This is a genomic window from Pedobacter terrae (assembly GCF_036946585.1).
In the GTDB taxonomy this organism is placed as follows: Bacteria; Bacteroidota; Bacteroidia; order Sphingobacteriales; family Sphingobacteriaceae; genus Pedobacter; species Pedobacter terrae_C.
The window spans coordinates 105,857-125,359 of sequence record NZ_JAQIIV010000014.1; the positions used below are offsets into that span (position 1 = coordinate 105,857).

Consider the following 19,503-nt stretch of genomic DNA (forward strand, 5'->3'; position numbering starts at 1 on the left):
GCTCAATTCACCATTACATGTTAGGATTAAAATTATTGACAGACCCGCGTTGGGCAAATATTGCGGAATCGAATTTAGAAGAAATTTTAGCTGACCATGCCTGGTGCGAACAAAAAGCAGCCAGTAATGCCATTACCTTAATTACACAAAATTCTGAACACCAGGATCTTGTTGATGAATTAACAGCTATTGCCATTGAAGAAATGCAGCACTTTCAGATGGTCATCAATATCATTAAAGAACGTGGTTATACTTTGAGCCGCGAACGAAAGGATGATTATGTAGGTCGACTGGTAAAATTCAGCAAAAAAGATGGCAGCCGTAACCAGGCTTTTATAGACAGGCTTTTGTTTGCCGCAATGATTGAAGCCCGCAGCTGCGAACGTTTCCGTGTGCTATCTTTAAACATCCAGGATAAAGAACTGGCCAAATTTTACCATGAATTAATGGTTTCGGAGGCCGGCCATTATACTACTTTCTTAAACTTTGCCCGCAAATACAGTACTGATGTGGATGTAGATAAACGTTGGAAAGAATGGTTGGATTTTGAAGGAGAATTGATCCAGAGTTTTGGGACAAAGGAGGCGATACATGGTTAGCCAGAAGTCGGATGTCCGAAAGTCGGAAGTTTTAATGCACAAATTCTACTTACTGTCTTCGGACTTCGGTCTTTCTGACCTCCGACTTATAAATATTCCATAACCAAATTACAATATCCTGATAACTATCAATTCCTTTTTTCTGGTTGTTGAGTTTTAAAAAACTATCGAAAGCGGCATCCATGTAACCGAACATATCGCCATTATATTTTCGCCAAAATTCCTTTTCTGTTTTAAAATCGGCTAATACCTGTGGCAAAAGCTTGTTGTGCAATAATTTATAATCATCCGGCGATTTCATCCTGATCTCAAACAATATATACCGGAGCATTTCGTAATTGGCCGAATACTGGTAATTTAAATCGGGGCTGTTGCTTGCTGTAAGGTAGCCTAGAAGATTAGCTTCATCCTCATAGGCAATACCTAATTGGTGTCCAATTTCATGGCAGCTAACATAAGGTTTTACAAAATCCGGCAGATTCATGTTCATATTGGCTTCTCCGGTAAGCGGAGAATAATAGCCTTCAATACCAATTTTACTGACTATCCATGAATTTAAAACGGCCTTTAAACAGGGATTATCATAACTGAATACCTTGTTTCTTTTAGCCATGAGTGAATATGCTGCTGCAGATTTAGATTCTAGCTCCTTAATGGTGTAGGCAGGCACTTTAACTTGCTTCAATTTTAAGCTGTTGGTTTTATCAACAAAATAATTGCCCAGAACAACCAGTTCTTTAACATTATATTTTTCGTTGCCGATTCCCAATTCTTCACTTATGCTTGGCCGGCTGTAGTTTAAACCCCAAACTATTTTGAAAACGATATAGAGTATTAAAAAGAAGTTTAAAACCTTTACAGGAACAAGCAACCTATCTGTCTTTTTTAGTGATTTTCGTTGCCTATAAAATCTAATCATCTTGTATAGTACAAAGCCAATTAGCAAAGCATAAATGATATCGCCGATAGCAAAAGGGAAAATACCGGATATAAACCTTAAAGCTGAAGAAATATAAGGATAAAAACCTGTCGAGTAATATTTTTGGACAAGGGTAGGAAAGAAGCCGAAAAGAAAGATAAGGTTTGCAAGCCCAATAAAAATAAATGATTTATAAAATAATGGACGTGATATCATTAATTATTTATAATGACCCTCTTAATGAATAGATGTTTAAAATATCGTCTATTACATCGTAAATAATTCTGTGCTCTGCATTTATCCTTCTAGAGCATTGGCCAGATAAATCATGTTTTAGTTGTTCTGGCTTACCAATACCCATGAATGGATTTTGTTGAATTGATAGGATTAATTGCTGTATTTTTTTCTGAACTGCCTTATTACCTGATTTCTTCCAAAATTCTAAATCAGTAATTGCTTGCTCATGTAATTCTATGTGCATACAATTACTAGGTTAAATGAAATGACTTATATTATTTCCACATCGTGTCAACATCAATTTTATGTCCAGGTTTTCCAGCTTTTCTAGCATTTACTCCTCTTAGAACTTTCTCAACAAATTCCGGATTATAAGTACTTTTTTCAGTAGTGAAATCAATCTTTAAGGCTTTTATAAATGCCTTAAAAGCAGATAGTTGTTCTTTATTTTTTGGATGTACTATTAATGTTTCCATGTCGTTTCATTGTGAAATACAAATATAACAAATCTATCTCGCAAAAGTTAAACGTTTTCCGATCTGATCAGTCGTAAATTTGCCATTTTGATAAGCCAAATTACCTGATACGAAAGTATGTGTGATGCTGGCCTGGAAGGTATCACCATCAAAAGGGCTCCAGCCACATTTGTAAAAATTGTTCAATTTGGTTACTTTCCAGGGATCGTTTAAATCAACCAGCACCAAATCCGCCCAGTAACCCTCGCGGATGAAACCGCGTTTTTTGATATCAAAACAGATAGCTAGGTTGTGCGCCGTTTTTTCAGCAATTTTTTCTAAAGAGATTTTACCCTGTAAATGCATTTCCAATAAAGCTGGCAAGGCATGTTGTACCAAGGGGCCACCCGAAGGGGCTGTCGCGTAGGCTTGTTGTTTTTCGGCTAAAGTATGCGGAGCGTGGTCTGTCGCAATAACGTCGATGTGATCGTTTAAAACGCCAGCTAAAACGCCTTTCTGATCATCTTCAGTTTTTACCGCAGGATTCCATTTGATAAAATTGCCTTTTTGGGCGTAATCTTTATCATTAAACCAAAGGTGATGCACACATGCCTCGGCTGTAATTTTTTTATCCTTTAGCGGAGTAATATTATCAAATAGGGCAATTTCTTTTGCGGTAGAAATGTGCAGGATATGCAAACGTGTTTGGTAAGTTTTTGCCAATTCTACCGCTAGTGATGATGATTTATAACAAGCCTCGGCGCTGCGGATCAATGGGTGCATCTGAATGCTTAGGTCATCACCATATTTAGCCTTATATTCAGCCAGATTATGGCGGATAGTAGCCTCATCTTCACAATGTGTAGCCACTAATATCGGTGCTTTGCTGAAGATATTTTCTAAAGTTTTTTCGTTATCAACCAGCATGTTTCCGGTGGATGAACCCATGAAAACCTTAATACCGCAAACATTTTTTGGATCGGTTTTTAATACCTCTTCAATATTATCATTACTGGCACCCATGTAAAACGAATAATTGGCCAGCGAGGTTTGTGCCGCAATATCGTATTTATCTGCAAGCAATTCCTGCGTTAACGTGTTGGGTACCGTGTTGGGCATTTCCATAAAGGAGGTAATCCCTCCGGCAACCGCAGCCATACTTTCGGTAAAAATATCGGCCTTATGGGTTAATCCAGGCTCGCGGAAATGGACCTGATCATCAATCATTCCTGGTAAAAGGTATTGCCCTTCTGCATTAATTTCTTGTGCTTCGGGTGCAGACAGGTTTTGACCGATTTTGGTTATTAATCCATCTTTTATCAATACATCTGCAACAATTTTTTGTCCTTCATTTACAATTGTGGCGGCTTTTATCAGGTAAGTATTCATGGTTTCAAAGGTAGTAATTTAGTGTTAAGTAGCGAATGTCAGGTATTAAGATTTTGATGCTGCAGTAATGGGAAATTATGTTTTAATGCTACTGTTTTAGGTTAAATAAACCTGATAGTAGCGGGCACGTAGTGTAACGGAGTAAAACGGATAGCAGGGCTGCTGCGACCGAAAACTTACTGAAATTGCTTTACTCCTGATTTTGAAAAAAAGAAGATTGGATTCCACATCGGATTGAAACCTTATGCCTTACACCTTCAAACCCTCAACCTTAATCACTATCTTTGTGCGCTATGGCAAAATCGTTCGAAGACTTTAAGTTAAACAGGCAAATTTTAAATGCTGTGGCCGATGCGGGTTACACCGTTGCAACGCCGATACAGGAAAAAGCAATTGCACCCATATTATCCGGACAGGATATTTTTGGTATTGCCGAAACCGGAACCGGAAAAACGGCTGCTTTTGTATTACCGATTTTAATGCAGTTGAAATATGCCCAGGGCGATAATATACGTGCTTTGATCTTATCACCAACCCGCGAACTGGCCATGCAGATTGAAGAACAGGTAAAACTATTTTCTACTTATACCGACTTGCGTTCGCTGGTAATTTTTGGTGGTATCGGACCTAAAACACAGAAAGAACAGTTGGCAAAAGGCGTTGATATTCTGATTGCTACGCCGGGCCGTTTCCTTGAACTATATCTAACCGGCGATATCAACACCCAAAGTTTAAAGTTCTTGGTACTGGATGAAGCCGATAAAATGATGGACATGGGCTTTATAGGCTCTATCCATAGGATATTGGAAATTGTTCCCCGTAAACGACAAAATCTATTGTTTTCTGCAACTATGAGCGATCTGGTACAGAAAATTGCAGGCGATTTCCTGAAAAATCCAACCATTATCGAAACGGCACAACAGGCAACACCTGCAGCAAATGTAACTCAAGCCTTGTATTTTGTTCCGAATTTTAAAACGAAACTGAATTTGCTTCAACATCTGCTGAAAAATGATGAAGCCTTTACACGTTTAATCATTTTCTGTAAAACCAAAACAGTTGCCGATAACATTTTTAGTTTTATTGAACGTAAATATGGTGCTGATCATGTTCGTGTAATCCACGCCAATAAAGGTCAGAATACCAGGATCAATTCCATCAACAGTTTTAAAGAAGGGAATGTAAGGTTTCTTGTCGCTACAGATGTTGCCAGTAGGGGGATTGATGTAAGCGATGTAAGCCATGTCATCAATTTTGATGTGCCTATCATTATTGAGGATTATGTACACCGTATTGGCCGTACGGGTAGGGCTTTTGCCAAGGGCGATGCCATCACGTTTGCTACTGAAGGCGAAAAATACTATATCCGTAAAATAGAAAAGCTAATCCGCCAATCCATTCCGGTTGAAACCATTCCACAGGGCGTTTTTATTGAGGAAACTTCTTATGAAGAGCGCCAGCAGATAGCAAAAGAGATTGATCTGCAGAAACGTAAGGAAGATCCTGATTTTAAAGGCGCTTTCCACGAAAAGAAAAATGCAAAAGTTATAGAACAGAAAGCTAGGGATAAGGCTAAAGCAAAGGCAGGTAAGGCGGTTAAAAGTTTTAAAAAAGGTAAACGTTTTGATAAGAAAAAGTGATGATTAAACTTCGCGTTACGCCATTAAACATTGTGGGTGCCATTGGCTTAGGCTTAATGGTTGCTGGTCTTTTTACTGAAAAAAGTACAGCACCAAGGCAGATCAACTTCGGTGGTTTCTATCTGCTTATCTTGGGCTGTCTTGTTGGGGTCACCTTCGTAACAGACCTTATTTTTCGTTTTACATTAAAAGATCTTAAGCGGATCTGGATGGTAGAATTGTTATTTATCATTATAGCCGCAATATTGATGTTAATATTACAAAAACTGGTATAATACCAAAGCAAAGTATTTGGTAAAATCATCATCTTTGCCCCCGAATAAAATAATAATAAATTGATGTAATCATCATTAGTGAAACCCATTTTAGAGATATGAAAAAAGCAGAAATAAAACTAACTGTTGAGTTAGATGAAGGCAACAACCCGGATAATATCCTTTGGGAGAGTACAGATTCTGGAAATGCCGATAAAGTGCCTGCAAAGGCCCTATTTTTATCAGTTTGGGATCATAATTACAAAAATACTTTAAAGATAGATCTTTGGACAAAAGATATGCCTGTAGATGAAATGAAACGTTTTTTCTATGAAACCCTGCAAACCATGGGCGATAGCTTTTTAAAAGCAACAGGCGAAACGCTGATTGTAGAGGATTTGCGCGATTATTGTGCACATTTCGCTGATAAGATGGGGATTATTGAAGGACAATAGTTTGGTAATTTGTCATTAGTCATTAAAAAAAGCCAGACAAGTTAGTGATAAATCATTGCCTTATTTCGCAAACCATCCAATTATTAAAATCAAATTAATCATCTTAAACTATGTTAGTATTAAACAAATTCAGGGCGTGGTTAGGCATTTTGTTATGCGTTATTGCGGGATTTTGCCCAATGTTGAAAGTCCCGATCAAGGGTAACTGGAACTTATATCAATCTGATGCACGTTTGTTTCTAATCACATATGCCATTATCGCTGTTTCGGTATTGTTCCTGTTTATCAGAAAGGTTGGGGCATTCAGGTTCATGAGTTTCATCATGGCTATCTGGTATATTTTAGCCGTTATTGCTGTATATTTTACCGCAAATAATTACACCAAATATGGTTTTGCGAATAAACTGATTGGCAAAGTGGTTCATTTTCAATGGGGATGGATTGTACTTTTGGTAGGTGTTATATTTATGCTTTTCAGTATTAAACGTGGCGAAAAAATAGCAGTTTAAGCTTTTTCATGCAACTGTGAGGTTAATTTTGCCACATCGTATCCTTTAGCTTTGCATCTGGCCACAATTTCATCATGGGTTTTCTTCGGCATTGTCTGGTTGCGGCTCATGATGAATAAAAACTTATGATCAGGATGCCCTACCACTACATAGGAATAATCATCCGCGAGTTCAATAATCCAGTAGTCAACCTTTATCGGCCAGATAAATTGTGCCTGTAATTCGCCTTTATCTCCATTTTCTGATGGGAACATTTTCGAATTCCTGGAATAAACCTTATCCTCTCCAGGCTTTTTATAAGTGGTAACAACATTGTAATAACCATCCTTATTTAAGGTGTACCTTGTCGTGGTTTCTCTGCTGCCTTTATCAAAAATGGTAGGGATAGAATATAATGAGTACCAGGTTCCAGCATATTTTTTTAAATCTAATTTAGCAACGGGAACATTTTTTTCCACTGGCAAATGGGTAAAAAGAATAAAAAGGAGGGAGCAGATCGTTTTCATCATATCATCGGTTTTGAATATGATTTACGAAACAGACCCCGTCTTGGTTTTGAGCTTAATCAGCTATAAAGTAATCATCGCTACCTTCATCCAGCGGAATGTAAATTCTCTCCCATTCAGTTCCGTCTACAATTTCCCAGGTATGGCCTACTCCGGCAGTATCATTGGCAATAAGTAAAATCCCTGGTTCGATGATAAAAGTTTCGCCATTGCTTACGGTAAAACGGAGTTTTCCTTTTAATGTAACTACATATTGACGTCGCGGGGCAGGATGTGGAATGCGCTCTAAGGTAGACACATCTGTCTGGGCGAAAAAGTAATTGGCATTGATATGCTGACGAATAGGGATTTTGCCAGTTTCAAAGGTACATTGATCTTCTTCGATGTTAATTAAACGGATTGCTTTAAGATAATTATTGTGTGTGCCGGCTTGATCTATATTCATCTTCAAAAATATGGTTTTAAAATTTTAATTCAGTTTGCCCCTTTTGGACAACTTCCCGTTCATGTTGCAACAACCATTGTTTACGCCATAAACCACCGGCATAGCCTACCAGTTTGCCATTACTGCCAATAACCCTATGACAAGGCACTACAATAGCGATATTGTTTTTCCCGTTAGCGGCCGCAATAGCCCGTATTGCTAATGGATGGTGCGCAGAGAATTTAGCATAAGAAATGGTTTCGCCAAAAGGTATAGTGAGTAAATTCTGCCAAACCTCTTGCTGAAATTCAGTACCGTTTTGTTTTATTGGAAGATTGAATTGCTGTAACTTACCATTGAAATAATCACCTAATTGTTGGCCAAGTTTTAGCGTAAGCGGATTTTCGGTAAGTCCTGTAGTGTCTATTTCAGCAAAAGTTACGGCATGCACAAATTCATCATCGGCAAGGATGGTAATCTTGCCAATAGGCGATGCAATAACTGATGCGTAATTCATATTTAGCTTTTTTAACAGATTGTACAGGTAAATATATCATAAATTAGTTTTTTTCAAACTTATCTGCGCTTTCTGTTATTTATCACATATAACTACAATTAAATGCTACGCTTCGTTAATTTATAACCCTGGCTTTTAACCTTTGGATACTTTTCTGGTGGAACAGGTTATTGATGAACAAAATTTTCTGGAGTATGAGTATGGTTTGACACTGATTTTAAGCTGCCATCCCTGATAAAATCTTTTATTTCCCTGATGGTTTCATCAGGAGCACTAACATGAGGAAAATGTCCGGTAGCTTTCATCACTACCAAAAAATTGTCAGGCACGTTTTTGTGAATAAATTCTCCAACCGATATTGGAACCATTGCATCGTTTGTACACTGTAGCGTTAGGCTCGGTACTTCGAGTAGTTTCAATTTATCTCTGTAATCGGCTTTAAAGGTAGCCATAGCAAAAGCAAGGGCCACACTTGGTTCTGTAGCCTCAAAACATTCCTGTAAAAAATCAGATAGTTCGGGTTTCCAAGCGCTGTCCATCAGTACTGGCGCTAACTGTTTGCTCCAGGCTACATAATCTTGGGCAATATGCGTAAAAACGGTTTCAATGTCATCAGCACTAAATCCGCCGATATAATCGCCATCGTTTAAATAGCTAGGCGAAGGCCCAATAAATATCAATTTTTTAAACACATCTGGTAGCTGCTGGGCGGCAATCATGCCGATCATACTGCTAACCGAATGTCCAATAAATATGATATCCTTTAAGTCGAGTGCCTGTATAATATCAATTACATCACAGGCATACCCTTCCAGTGTAGCATACTTTTTTTGGTCGTATTGACTGAGATCTGAATCACCAGAGCCAACGTAATCAAATAAGATCACTTTGTAATCTTCAAGGAATGCATCTGTAACATATTTCCATGAAGTTTGTGCACAGCCGAAGCCATGAGCAAATATCAGTACCTGGCTACCTTCGCCAAGTATTTTTACATTATTTCTGATGAGTGTTGGGTGCAAAGTGTCTGATTTTAAAATTCTTTATCAAGTTAAGAAATGTAACGGTTTTTTTATAAAAAAATAAAAAATGAACAAAATGCACCAGGATAATCTGTGAATAGGCTTTTTTAATTTTCTTTTAATGCTGTAATTCCTTAACGGTCAAATGCTTGTTGGTTTTTCTTATTACGAAATTTACGCACATAGGGTTTTTACAATTGGAAATTAAATGTTTGTGAGAATTGAAGTCTATGTTTTAGAATCACATATTTTGCTCATAATCATTATCTTGCCTATCCTACACTAACCAGAAAACAAGTATTCCTGATGAAAAAAATCTTTCCACTTTTTATTATTATCTGCATATTTTCTCTAATTGCGTCTGCCCAGGTTAATTTAAAAGCTTTTAAACCTAATGGAGCGACTGTTTCTGTCAGGCAAAAAGGGTTGGTTTTAAGCTGGCCCGTTGGCAATAGTGCAATTGGCAAAATGGTTCTTGATCTGGAGAAAGGGAAACCACTTTTTAGCAGTTTGGAGATGGGTAAAAGAGGTGCGTTAAAAGTAGTCGCAGCAAATCTTGATCCTGTTTTTATCTTGCGGGTAGGTAAACGTACCTTAAGCCCTGAGAGTGGGGGTTGGGATGTATTTTTTGACCGTGTACCCACGCGGCCTTATACGACTAATCTGGTCAAATTCGAAAAAGGGGGTGCAAGTGTATTTACCAGGGGTACGCAAACAGTGGTTAAAATTGCCGGTATACAGTCTGAAAATTTCAGCGGTAATTTGGAAATAACACTTTACAATGGAAGCCCCTTGTTTAATGTTGCTGCGGTGGTATCTACCCAAAAGGATTCAACTGCTATTTTGTACGACGCCGGATTGATAAGCAAAGAAGAGAGCTGGGCTAATGTAGTCTGGTCTGATGTAAAAGGTAATCTTCAAGCCGAAAAGGTTGTTAAAACTGATAGAAGTAAAAATTTAGAGGTAAAATATCGAACAGTAATCGGTGAAAATAGCGGAGGCAGTTTAGCTGTTTTTCCTGCCCCACATCAATATTTTTATCCTTTGGATGAAGCTTTTAATCTTAAATTTACTTGGAAAGGGAGCAATTATTTAAACCTGGTTTCTGATTTTGGGATTGGGATCCGTCAGGATCCGTTAGGTGATAAACGTTATGTGCCCTGGTTTAATGCACCTCCTAATACCCCTCAACGCCTCAATTTTTTCTGTTTGTTAAGTATGGAGAAAGCAGGTGTGGTTTTAAATGAAGTTAAAAAGTTTACGCATAATGATACTTATGTACCCTTGGCGGGTTACAAAACAATGGCCAGCCATTTCCATAATGAGTTTATCTCTGATGTAGTGTTGAGTGGTAAACCAGTTCCGGAGCAACCGGAATTTGTTGATGTACTAAAGAAAACCGGATTAAATATTGTAAAATTAGCTGAATTTCATGGGCCGGGGCATCCTAAAGGACCAGATTCTACCCGGTTAAAAGAATTAGATGCCCTGTTTAAACAAACCAAAAGGCTTTCAGATCCCAATTTTCTTATTTTGCCGGGAGAAGAGGCCAATAATTTTTATGGCGGACATTGGCTGGCATTTTTTCCTAAACCGATTTACTGGGTCATGTCGAGGAAAAACGACTTACCTTTCGAAAGCAATGACCCGAAATATGGTAAAGTTTATCGGGTAAGTAATAAGTCCGAAATGCTTAAATTACTGGAGCAGGAAAATGGATTAGCCTGGACTGCCCATGCCCGTACAAAGGCCTCAACGGGTTATCCGGACAAATATAAGGAAGAAGATTTTTTCAAATCAGAAACCTTTATGGGGGCAGCGTGGAAGGCTATTCCGGCTGATCTTTCTTTACCCACTTTAAGTAAAAGGGTATTAAACCTGATGGATGATATGGCCAATTGGGGTTTTAAGAAACATGTGATCTCTGAGGCCGACATCTTTACCATTACTGAACAGAATGAAATGTATGCGCACCTCAACGTAAATTACTTGCAGCTGGATAAAGTGCCCAACTATGCTGATGGATGGCAGCCTGTTTTAGATGTAATGCAAAAAGGAAAATTTTTCGTTTCAACAGGCGAAATATTAATCCCAGGTTTTAATGTTGAAGGCAAAGGTGCAGGTGAGACTTTGAAGGTTAATCATAGTGGAAAAGCAAGGATAAATATTCAGCTCAACTGGACATTTCCATTAAGTTTTGTGGAAATTGTATCAGGTGATGGAAAAGAAGTATACCGTAAACAGATCAATTTAAATACAACGCAGGCCTTTGGCAAAAAAGATTTTAGCTGGCAGATTGATTTAAAAGGCCGTAAATGGGTGAGGGTAGAGGTTTGGGATGTGGCCACCAATGGTGCTTTTACACAGATGGTTTGGTTGGAGTAGTTTTGCGATGATCCAGTATATTGTTCCTGATTGCAATGGATGAATAATAAAGTTGACTCATTCACTCCTCTAATGCATGATGGTTAATCTAGGTTGGTTATTGTATTCTATTGAAATATTTACATGCGTAACACCAGTTAGTTATGTAAATGCTGATTTCTTTTTTTGGTGAGTATATTCTGGAGTTTGATAAAAAATCCCCAACACTAAATGATTTTTTTCAATCATGACGTAATTGGCAATTGTTTTTATATCTTCGTTTTATAAATGTCTTAAAGACGTTTATTTAACCAAATTTAATATTGCTGCTTTCGGCTGGTTATGATCCTTAAGCCGATGGTTTACTAAACCATTAATGTTATGAGCATTCAAATTATCCATCAGGCCATTCATTATCCTGGGTTTAATGATCAATCGAAGGCATAACCGAACGATAATTTTAATTATTAAAAGTTTTAATATAATACCTAAGCCTTACCAACTGCGTTCAATCATCATTGTTATGAAGAAGTTTTTAAAAATTAAAAAAACAATTACCGCCATTTTGTTTACCGCCTTATGCGGAACCGTATTCGCGCAAACTGCCTTACAGCCATTTGGTTTAGCGGAAGTCCGCTTGCTTGATGGGCCTTTTAAACAGGCACAGGAAACCGATAAGAAGTACATATTGTCGCTGGATGCAGATAGGCTTTTAGCGCCCTATTTAAGGGAAGCAGGTCTGAAACCAAAAGCAGAATCTTACGGAAATTGGGAAAATACGGGGTTGGACGGTCATATCGGTGGCCATTATCTGTCGGCCCTATCATTAATGTATGCTGCTACCGGCGATGCAAAGGTGAAGGAGCGGATAGATTATATGATTGCCGAGTTGGACAAATGTCAGCGCCAAAACGGAAATGGTTATCTGGCTGGAATCCCGGGTGGTAAGGAAATCTGGAAAGAAATTAAAGCAGGCAATATTAAATCATCCAGTTTTTCGCTTAATGGAAAGTGGGTGCCTTTATACAATATCCATAAAATTTATGCAGGGCTTTATGATGCCTATGCAGTTGCGGGCAATGTAAAAGCAAAGCAAATGCTCATTAAATTAACAGATTGGTGCGTAGATATCGTTTCAAATTTGTCTGATCAGCAGGTACAGGAAATGTTAAAGAGTGAGCATGGCGGGTTAAATGAAACTTTCGCTCATGTTTATGCGATAACAGGAAATCAGAAGTATCTAAAATTGGCCAAACAGTTCTCGGATCAATCCCTGCTTAATCCACTATTAAAAAACACGGATGCCCTTAATGGCCTACATGCCAATACACAAATTCCGAAAGTGATTGGTTTTGAGCAGATTGCCTTGTTGAATAAAGATGCCGCCTGGGCTGATGCAGCTGCGTTCTTTTGGAAAACGGTGGTGGAGCATAGAACCGTGGCCATTGGAGGAAATAGCGTTAGGGAGCATTTTCATCCTGCTAATGACTTTTCGTCTATGACAGAATCGCGTGAGGGACCTGAAACCTGCAACTCCTACAATATGTTAAAGTTGACGAAAGAGCTGTTTCTAGCCGCTCCTTCTAACACTTATCTCGATTATTACGAACGTACACTTTATAATCATATTCTCTCATCGCAAAGGCCAGAGGGTGGTTTTGTATATTTTACGCCGATGCGGCCAGGGCATTACCGTACCTATTCAAATCCTCAGGAAAGTTTCTGGTGCTGTGTAGGCTCAGGATTGGAAAACCATGGTAAATACGGAGAACTGATTTATGCCCACCGTGCGAATGATGTATTCGTAAATCTTTTTATCCCTTCAACCTTGAACTGGAAAGAAAAAGGTATTCAACTGACACAGCAAACCCTTTTCCCGGATGCGGAAAAAACAACGATTAAACTTCAGCTCAAGAACAAGCTACGTTTTGCCTTACATTTCCGTCAGCCTGCCTGGGTAGCGCAAGGGAAAATGGTTGTGACGGTAAATGGAAAAAAGGTAACGGCTAAAAGTGAAGCAAATGGTTATGCCAGTATCGATCGTACCTGGGGTACACGCGATGTGGTTAATATTTCCTTGCCAATGCATACCACTACTGAATTTATGCCAGATGGTTCTGATTGGGTAGCCTTTATGCGTGGACCAATTGTACTTGCTGCAGAGATAGATACTTTAAATCAACCTAATTTAACTGCTGATGGTAGCAGAATGGGGCATATTGCCTCTGGTGCTTTATTCCCGATCAGCGATGCGCCACTGGTTACCGGACCAAAAAATGCGTTGGCCAATGAAATTATGCTAACTGACAAAAACAATTTAACGTTCAGTGCCAGAAATGCCATTTATCAACCCAGATACAAATCGCTAAAATTGGTTCCATTTTACACCCTAGCCGAAAAGCGGTATGTGGTTTATTTCCCTTACAGCAATGAACAGGCTTTGCCGGAACGCGCAAAGGCCATCAAACTGGCTGAAGAAGAAAAGATGAAGATTGAACAGAAAACGGTTGATTTGGTTAATCCTGGCGAGCAGCAACCTGAATCTGATCACAATTTTAAAGGCGAACAAACTGATAATGGAACCTACCAGGAAAGGCATTTCAGAAATGGTAAAGCCTGGTTTAGTTATGTGCTAAAAAACAAAGATTTATCTGGGAACAAGCTCAGTTTAACCTATTTTGGAAAAGAAAAGGATAAAAGTTTCGCGATCCTGATCAATGGTGTTAAAATTGAAAACGTAAAGTTAGATGGAAGCAAGGGAGATGTTTTTTACACGCAGGAATATCCTATTCCAAAAGCGCTGTTGAAAGCAGAATTAGAAGTGAAATTTGTTGCCGATCAGGGATCAGCCATTGCCAATATATATGAAGTAAGATTGGTAAAGTGAATTTTTGTCCAAGTGGTCTGTGTTTGCACAGACCGCTTGGATATGACTAAATCCGTTGCAATCGGTCATCCTGAACTTCCGCCTGGCCAGACGGGTGTTTCAGATCTAAAAATGGAGTTAGCGTATAAGTATCAACTGAAATGATGCTGTATCGTCCATAAGTTTCATTACTCTCCTATTTTGTCACATTGAGCCAGTCGATATGCCTTTAAGTATTTAAAGTGGTCGTTAGACTACTTGTTCCGAAATTTCGGGAATCTTCCATTAACAGGATTTACCAGGTCGGTCGTCATTCTCGCGCATGCTGGAATCTTAATACGTTTGGATTAAGATCCCCATCCGATTGCTATCGGATCAAGTTGGGGATGACGACCTCTCGAGGGTTATTACCTAATTAAAATTAGTTGTCAATCATATTGATTTTTATACAATAAATTATTCCTCATGATACAGCATCGTTTGTAATAGGTAACCAAGTTTCCTTTTCGTTGTTATATTATTTCAATTCCAGAACCACGACAGATTGCGCTGGTAACTCGACTTTTAACGAATTTCCAGATTTTTTGGCGCCGGTAAATTTTGCATTGTGTACTTTATTCAAATTATTAAAGGTGTTTACATCAGTAAGTTTAGCCGAGGTTAAAATCTGTCCTGTAACTGAGCTCCATTTCAAGCCATCTAAAACCGTACTCAATGCAATTTTTTTATTTGGATCTAAATTAACCAATGAAATATGGATTGCACCGCTGGCATCCTGCGACGCTGAAACATTTAATGCTGGGATTTTTTGATCACCCACAACATAATCAGGGCTGGTAAAGGCAATTGGTAAATATTTGGCATCCTGGTGCACCTTATAAAGATCGAAAACATGATAAGTAGGGGTAAGGATCATTTTATCTTTTTCGGTCAGGATTAAAGCCTGTAAAACATTCACAGTTTGCGCCAGGTTGGCCATTTTAACCCTATCTGAATGGTTATTAAAGATATTTAAGGTTGTACCCGCAATTAAAGCATCGCGTAAACTATTCTGTTGATACAAGAAACCAGGATTGGTTCCAGGCTCTACATCCGTCCAGATCCCCCATTCATCAACTACAAGAGCAACTCTCTTTTTAGGATCGTATTTATCCATTATTGCGGAATGTTTGCTTACCAGTTCTTCCATGTGTAGACAATTTTTCATGGTTGAGAAGTATTGTGTCTCATCAAATTTGGTAGCAGATCCTTTTGCATTCCAGTTTCCTGTTGGAAGTGTGTAATAATGCAAGGTTAGTCCCCACATTTGGTCGCCAATATTTTTCATACAGGTTTCCGTCCAGTTATAATCGCCGGCATTAGCACCACTGGCTATTCTTTTCAGCGGAGCGCCTGGATAATTGCGTGCGTAGGTGGCATATCTACGGTATAAATCAGAATAATAAGCAGGTGTCATATTGCCGCCACAGCCCCAGCTTTCGTTTCCAACCCCCCAAAAGGCAACTTTCCATGGTTTCTCCCTTCCGTTTTGGCTGCGGATGGCCGTCATTGGGCTTACGCCATCAAAATTTAGGTATTCTACCCATTTGGCCATTTCCTCAACCGTTCCGCTACCTACATTTCCGGCAATATAAGGTTCGCAGTCAAGCATCTGGCAGAGATCCAAAAATTCGTGTGTACCAAAGCTATTATCTTCAGTTACACCGCCCCAATTGGTGTTGACCATCTTTGGTCGCTGGTTTCTTGGTCCAATGCCATCTCTCCAATGGTATTCATCAGCAAAACAGCCACCCGGCCAGCGCAGGTTCGGGACTTTTATCTTTTTTAACGCCTCTACAATATCTAATCTTATTCTACCTTTATTTGGGATGGTCGAATTTTCATCTACCCAAAAACCGTCGTAAATACAGCGGCCCAAATGTTCTGAAAAGTGGCCGTAAATGTGTTTGCTCACCACTTGATCGCCTGCAGGTTTAATGGTAAGCTGGGTTTCGTTTTGTGCCTGCGCTAAAATAGAACCGCAGAATAAAGCTGCAGATAATAGGAATTTTTTCATGTTGATCTCGTTAAATCTATTTGGTAAATGGAATTTTGATGACGTTAAAAGAATAAGGTTTTAACGCGATATTTAATTTTTTCCCTTTGAGGTTAACTGTGCTTTTTTTCGGGCTTACCGCTTCAGGATTTTCGAATGAGTTAACCTGTTTCAGGTTACTGTTGGCTATTTCCTCATTGGTGGCTTTACTTTTTAACTTCAATTTTCCGTCCAGGTCGAAATCGATCTGCTGCGATTGACCGGAGTTGTTGGCAATTTTAATGATAAGTTCTTTTTTTACCTGATCGGTTACGCAGAAGCGTAAAGTCCATCCTGACCAATAATGTTCTTATTATCAAGTGTAATCGAAACCACATCGGTCCCCTTATTAGTAGAAAACTGTTTCTGAACATAATAATCAGGGGTGCCATACGATTTTAAATTATCTACCCAGATCATATCCGGCGCCCACTGCCAGGCATCAATATTAGCAAAAAGTGGGGGCATAAGAAGCCATTTGTACCACATCGGCATTGCGTTCCAACCCTGTCATTAATGATGCCGAAGCCAAGGCACTTTCCCAATTGTTTCTATTGCTGCCTTCAATTTTGCCATCGGCATGCACCGCATATTCACCTACAAAAACTTTCGAGCCATTGCGCGGGTAACTATCGTAACGGCCTGCATTTTTTAAAAACCAATCGGCAGGGCGATAGTAATGTTCGTCAATAAAATCGGCATGATTGCTCCTTAGCGTGGTGTTTAGCAAGTTAAAGCGGTCGCCCTCCGGATCGGTACCAGAGCTGTTGATCAGTTTAAAATCAGGGTATTTAGCTTTGATGGCTTTGGTAAAAATGGCAAGCCTTTCCAGGTATTGTGGTCCCCAGTTTTCGTTTCCTACACCCATCATTTTCAGGTTAAAAGATTTCGGGTGACCTAAATCGGCCCGCACTTTTCCCCATTTGGTGGTCACATCGCCATTGGCAAATTCAATCAGATCCAGGGCATCCTGAACATAAGGATCCAGTTCGTCAAGTTCGGCTACTTCAGCAGAGTTAAACTGACAGGCCATACCACAATTTAATATCGGTAGCGCATCAGAGCCTATATCTTCAGCCAATTGGAAATATTCAAAAAAGCCTAAACCGAAACTTTGAAAATAATCTGGCGCTACACGGTGCGGAAACTCGGTATTCCAGCGGTTAATAATCAGTTGTCTGTTTTCAATCGGGCCAATGGTTTTTTTCCATTGATAACGGTTGGCCAGGTCGGTACCTTCTACAATGCAGCCTCCAGGAAAGCGGATAAAACCAGGTTTCATATCTGCTAATAACTGTACCATATCAGCTCTTAGTCCTTGCGGACGGTTTTTCCAGGTATCGCCAGGGAAAAGACTGATCATATCCACATCAATATTGCCATTTCCCTGAAACAGAATAGAGAATTTAGCTTTTGGATCGGTTTCGGTAGCGGTAAAACTTGCTGATTGTTTTTTCCAGTCGTTACCGGTTTGATCAGGTGTTAAAGTCCCCTGACCGATGATTTTATTGTTCGCATCTTTTAACATCAGCACCAGTTTAACCCCCGGGGCTGATTGGCGGTACATGAATGAAAAATCGTAGCGTAATCCTTTTTTTACACCAATACCTTTAAATCCTTCGTTTATGAGTTCAAAATCATCGGTTTGTTTTTTTACCTGTAAATATCTGGGATTGGCCGTATTTACTTCTTTGCGGTTTACCACCAGTATTTCGCCTTCCTGCTGTTTTTTGCGCTGAATGCTCCAACCCATTAATGGTTTGGTAAATTCGAATGAGCGGTTTTTGATCAACTCGGCATAAATACCACCATCGGCACCAAAGTTAATATCTTCAAAAAAAACACCCCACATATTGGGTTGCACTTTGGCAATACTTTGGTCTGTTTTAACTTTTATAACTTTTGCAGTTTGTGCCTGCACGGCTGTAGTGTATCCAATTCCGACGGCAGCGTACGCGATGCATGCTGAAAAGATACTTTTTACAGGGTAATTCAATTTCATACGGTTTAATATCTGGAAGATTCTCAAAGTAAAAGTAAAATATTTAAAATAATAACCGTCATAAGAACATTTATTTTTTTATTTTCCTGGTAATTCTAGAGTCTTGCATATTGAAAAATATAGGTAAGCAATGGAAATTGATACGGTAGAGACATTTAATTTTTTTTTAGATATGAACAGCACTAAGGGTTAAATTTTGACGATCATGTGGGCACATGGTGCGAAGTAATATTGGTTTGTTTCTTGTCGGTTCTTGGAAATGAACGTTCTGAGGTTCTTGGCAGCTTCAGTCCCGCTTTCGCTTATAGTCCTCGCTGCGCTGTGGGCTATTCCGCTCAATCGGGTTTATGAACAAAGGTTGGTGCCCACCGCAACCTTAACTGAAAACTGCTTTTTTGTAAAACCAACTAATTTTATCCTATAAGATATTGTAGTAAATATAAGCTTATATGGTGCTTATATTTCTCATATGGTTTAAGATATTGAAAAATGAGCGTTAGGTCGTTTTTTAGAGGTGGTCAGTGTGGACTCAGACCACGGCAAAGGAATCTTATTCGCAGATTTAGCTACAGCATTACGATTCCCAGTCAAGCTGGGAATGATGGATTTTCTTTAGGTAGAATCGTCATTCCCTTGAAAAAGGGAATCTTAAAGCGAAATAAGTAATGGCTCTGTAATCCAATCATTTGGACCCAGATACCGCATTACGTTCCCGATCGGCTGGGAATGACGGATTTTATTCTGCAATTTTAATAATCTTAACTAAAGCGCCAGATATTCCGGCATTTCAGGTATAAATTTAAAGCTGCCCTTTTCTGTATCCATCTTCGCATAAACATGTTGTAAGCCATTGGTTAACACCACCCATCTGGCCTGATGTATGGAATTATACCGCGAGGCCTGATCGAAAACAGATTGTGTGATTTTTACTTTTGGTGCCTTACATTCAATCAACATCAACTTTTCGCCAGCAGCATTGTAAACCAAAATATCACTTCGTTTTTGCAGTTGGTTTAACACCAAACCACCTTCAATCTGGATCAATGTCCGTGGGAATTTCTTTTCCAAAATCAAACTTTGGATAAAATGTTGACGTACCCACTCCTCTGGTGTAAGCACCAGGTGTTTCTTCCTTAACTCATCGAAAATAAAAAGCACATCATCTTTTCTGGTGATTTTAAAGGGATATGGAGGAAGATTAAGCGGGGTAGGGGTGAACATTTCAGTTGGCAGTTTACAGTTGGCAATTGGCAGTTTACAGTTGGCAGTTC

The 19,503-nt window shown here is 39.1% G+C and carries 20 protein-coding genes; 7 read left to right on the forward strand and 13 right to left on the reverse strand.

The genetic code is table 11. From position 1 onward, the window contains the following. Positions 1 to 17: 17 nt before the first annotated feature. Positions 18 to 599, forward strand: coding sequence for a tRNA-(ms[2]io[6]A)-hydroxylase (locus PGN18_RS16910; RefSeq protein WP_335320783.1), 582 nt, complete (start codon positions 18 to 20; stop codon positions 597 to 599). Between the two features lie 49 nt (positions 600 to 648). Here the strand turns inward: PGN18_RS16910 and PGN18_RS16915 are convergent, their stop codons facing one another. The 4 genes from PGN18_RS16915 to PGN18_RS16930 are packed head-to-tail and all read right to left on the reverse strand — an operon-like array spanning position 649 to position 3,599. Continuing rightward, on the reverse strand, positions 649 to 1,734 hold the full coding sequence (locus PGN18_RS16915; RefSeq protein ID WP_335320784.1) for a DUF3810 domain-containing protein: 1,086 nt from the start codon (positions 1,732 to 1,734) through the stop codon (positions 649 to 651). A 7-nt stretch (positions 1,735 to 1,741) separates the two neighbouring features. Next, entirely contained in the window at positions 1,742 to 1,999 is a 258-nt protein-coding gene (locus PGN18_RS16920) for a Txe/YoeB family addiction module toxin (RefSeq protein WP_335320785.1), read from the reverse strand. A 31-nt stretch (positions 2,000 to 2,030) separates the two neighbouring features. Next, positions 2,031 to 2,231 (reverse strand): DUF2683 family protein, encoded by a 201-nt coding sequence (locus tag PGN18_RS16925; RefSeq protein WP_335320786.1) that lies wholly within the window; start codon positions 2,229 to 2,231, stop codon positions 2,031 to 2,033. Positions 2,232 to 2,264: 33 nt separating this feature from the next. Further along, positions 2,265 to 3,599 (reverse strand): dihydroorotase, encoded by a 1,335-nt coding sequence (locus PGN18_RS16930; protein WP_335320787.1) that lies wholly within the window; start codon positions 3,597 to 3,599, stop codon positions 2,265 to 2,267. Between the two features lie 293 nt (positions 3,600 to 3,892). Here PGN18_RS16930 and PGN18_RS16935 point away from each other — a divergent pair, with 293 nt between their 5' ends. The 4 genes from PGN18_RS16935 (at position 3,893) to PGN18_RS16950 (ending at position 6,457) form a co-directional block, all read left to right on the forward strand. Then, a complete protein-coding gene (locus tag PGN18_RS16935) occupies positions 3,893 to 5,239 on the forward strand; it encodes a DEAD/DEAH box helicase (protein WP_335320788.1) in 1,347 nt (448 codons plus the stop codon). Continuing rightward, on the forward strand, positions 5,239 to 5,514 hold the full coding sequence (locus tag PGN18_RS16940; protein ID WP_335320789.1) for a hypothetical protein: 276 nt from the start codon (positions 5,239 to 5,241) through the stop codon (positions 5,512 to 5,514). The genes PGN18_RS16935 and PGN18_RS16940 overlap by 1 nt, the downstream gene beginning before the upstream one ends. Positions 5,515 to 5,612: 98 nt before the next feature. Further along, positions 5,613 to 5,948 carry a gliding motility protein GldC gene (gldC, locus tag PGN18_RS16945; protein ID WP_090499491.1) on the forward strand — a complete coding sequence of 112 codons (336 nt, stop codon included), beginning with the start codon at positions 5,613 to 5,615 and terminating at the stop codon, positions 5,946 to 5,948. Between the two features lie 110 nt (positions 5,949 to 6,058). After that, entirely contained in the window at positions 6,059 to 6,457 is a 399-nt protein-coding gene (locus tag PGN18_RS16950) for a hypothetical protein (RefSeq protein ID WP_335320790.1), read from the forward strand. Here the strand turns inward: PGN18_RS16950 and PGN18_RS16955 are convergent. From PGN18_RS16955 to PGN18_RS16970, 4 genes are all read right to left on the reverse strand, one after another. Beyond that, a complete protein-coding gene (locus PGN18_RS16955; protein WP_335320791.1) occupies positions 6,454 to 6,966 on the reverse strand; it encodes a lipocalin family protein in 513 nt (170 codons plus the stop codon). The two genes, PGN18_RS16950 and PGN18_RS16955, sit on opposite strands and share 4 nt — an antisense overlap. A 52-nt stretch (positions 6,967 to 7,018) precedes the next feature. Continuing rightward, positions 7,019 to 7,408, reverse strand: coding sequence for a hypothetical protein (locus PGN18_RS16960; RefSeq protein WP_335320792.1), 390 nt, complete (start codon positions 7,406 to 7,408; stop codon positions 7,019 to 7,021). A gap of 16 nt (positions 7,409 to 7,424) precedes the next feature. Continuing rightward, complete coding sequence (locus tag PGN18_RS16965) at positions 7,425 to 7,904, reverse strand: methylated-DNA--[protein]-cysteine S-methyltransferase (protein WP_335320793.1); 480 nt, start codon at positions 7,902 to 7,904, stop codon at positions 7,425 to 7,427. 167 nt (positions 7,905 to 8,071) lie between these two features. Beyond that, positions 8,072 to 8,926: an alpha/beta fold hydrolase gene (locus PGN18_RS16970; RefSeq protein ID WP_335320794.1), complete on the reverse strand. Its 855-nt coding sequence runs from the start codon at positions 8,924 to 8,926 to the stop codon at positions 8,072 to 8,074. Between the two features lie 306 nt (positions 8,927 to 9,232). Between PGN18_RS16970 and PGN18_RS16975 the strand changes: the two genes are divergently transcribed. Both PGN18_RS16975 and PGN18_RS16980 read left to right on the forward strand, forming a co-directional pair. Continuing rightward, positions 9,233 to 11,311 carry a hypothetical protein gene (locus tag PGN18_RS16975; RefSeq protein ID WP_335320795.1) on the forward strand — a complete coding sequence of 693 codons (2,079 nt, stop codon included), beginning with the start codon at positions 9,233 to 9,235 and terminating at the stop codon, positions 11,309 to 11,311. A 502-nt stretch (positions 11,312 to 11,813) separates the two neighbouring features. Beyond that, the gene (locus tag PGN18_RS16980) at positions 11,814 to 14,177 is read left to right on the forward strand and encodes a beta-L-arabinofuranosidase domain-containing protein (RefSeq protein WP_335320796.1); all 2,364 of its coding nucleotides are present in this window, start codon (positions 11,814 to 11,816) and stop codon (positions 14,175 to 14,177) included. A 496-nt stretch (positions 14,178 to 14,673) separates the two neighbouring features. Here PGN18_RS16980 and PGN18_RS16985 read toward each other — a convergent pair whose 3' ends face one another. From PGN18_RS16985 to PGN18_RS17005, 5 genes are all read right to left on the reverse strand, one after another. After that, positions 14,674 to 16,212 (reverse strand): alpha-N-arabinofuranosidase, encoded by a 1,539-nt coding sequence (locus PGN18_RS16985; RefSeq protein WP_335320797.1) that lies wholly within the window; start codon positions 16,210 to 16,212, stop codon positions 14,674 to 14,676. A 16-nt stretch (positions 16,213 to 16,228) separates the two neighbouring features. Then, complete coding sequence (locus tag PGN18_RS16990; protein WP_335320800.1) at positions 16,229 to 16,477, reverse strand: alpha-L-arabinofuranosidase C-terminal domain-containing protein; 249 nt, start codon at positions 16,475 to 16,477, stop codon at positions 16,229 to 16,231. 23 nt (positions 16,478 to 16,500) lie between these two features. Beyond that, positions 16,501 to 16,698, reverse strand: coding sequence for an alpha-L-arabinofuranosidase C-terminal domain-containing protein (locus PGN18_RS16995; RefSeq protein ID WP_335320798.1), 198 nt, complete (start codon positions 16,696 to 16,698; stop codon positions 16,501 to 16,503). Next, on the reverse strand, positions 16,679 to 18,232 hold the full coding sequence (locus tag PGN18_RS17000; protein ID WP_335320799.1) for an alpha-L-arabinofuranosidase C-terminal domain-containing protein: 1,554 nt from the start codon (positions 18,230 to 18,232) through the stop codon (positions 16,679 to 16,681). The genes PGN18_RS16995 and PGN18_RS17000 overlap by 20 nt, the downstream gene beginning before the upstream one ends. Before the next feature lie 762 nt (positions 18,233 to 18,994). Continuing rightward, entirely contained in the window at positions 18,995 to 19,453 is a 459-nt protein-coding gene (locus PGN18_RS17005; RefSeq protein ID WP_335320801.1) for a type I restriction enzyme HsdR N-terminal domain-containing protein, read from the reverse strand. Positions 19,454 to 19,503: the final 50 nt, after the last annotated feature.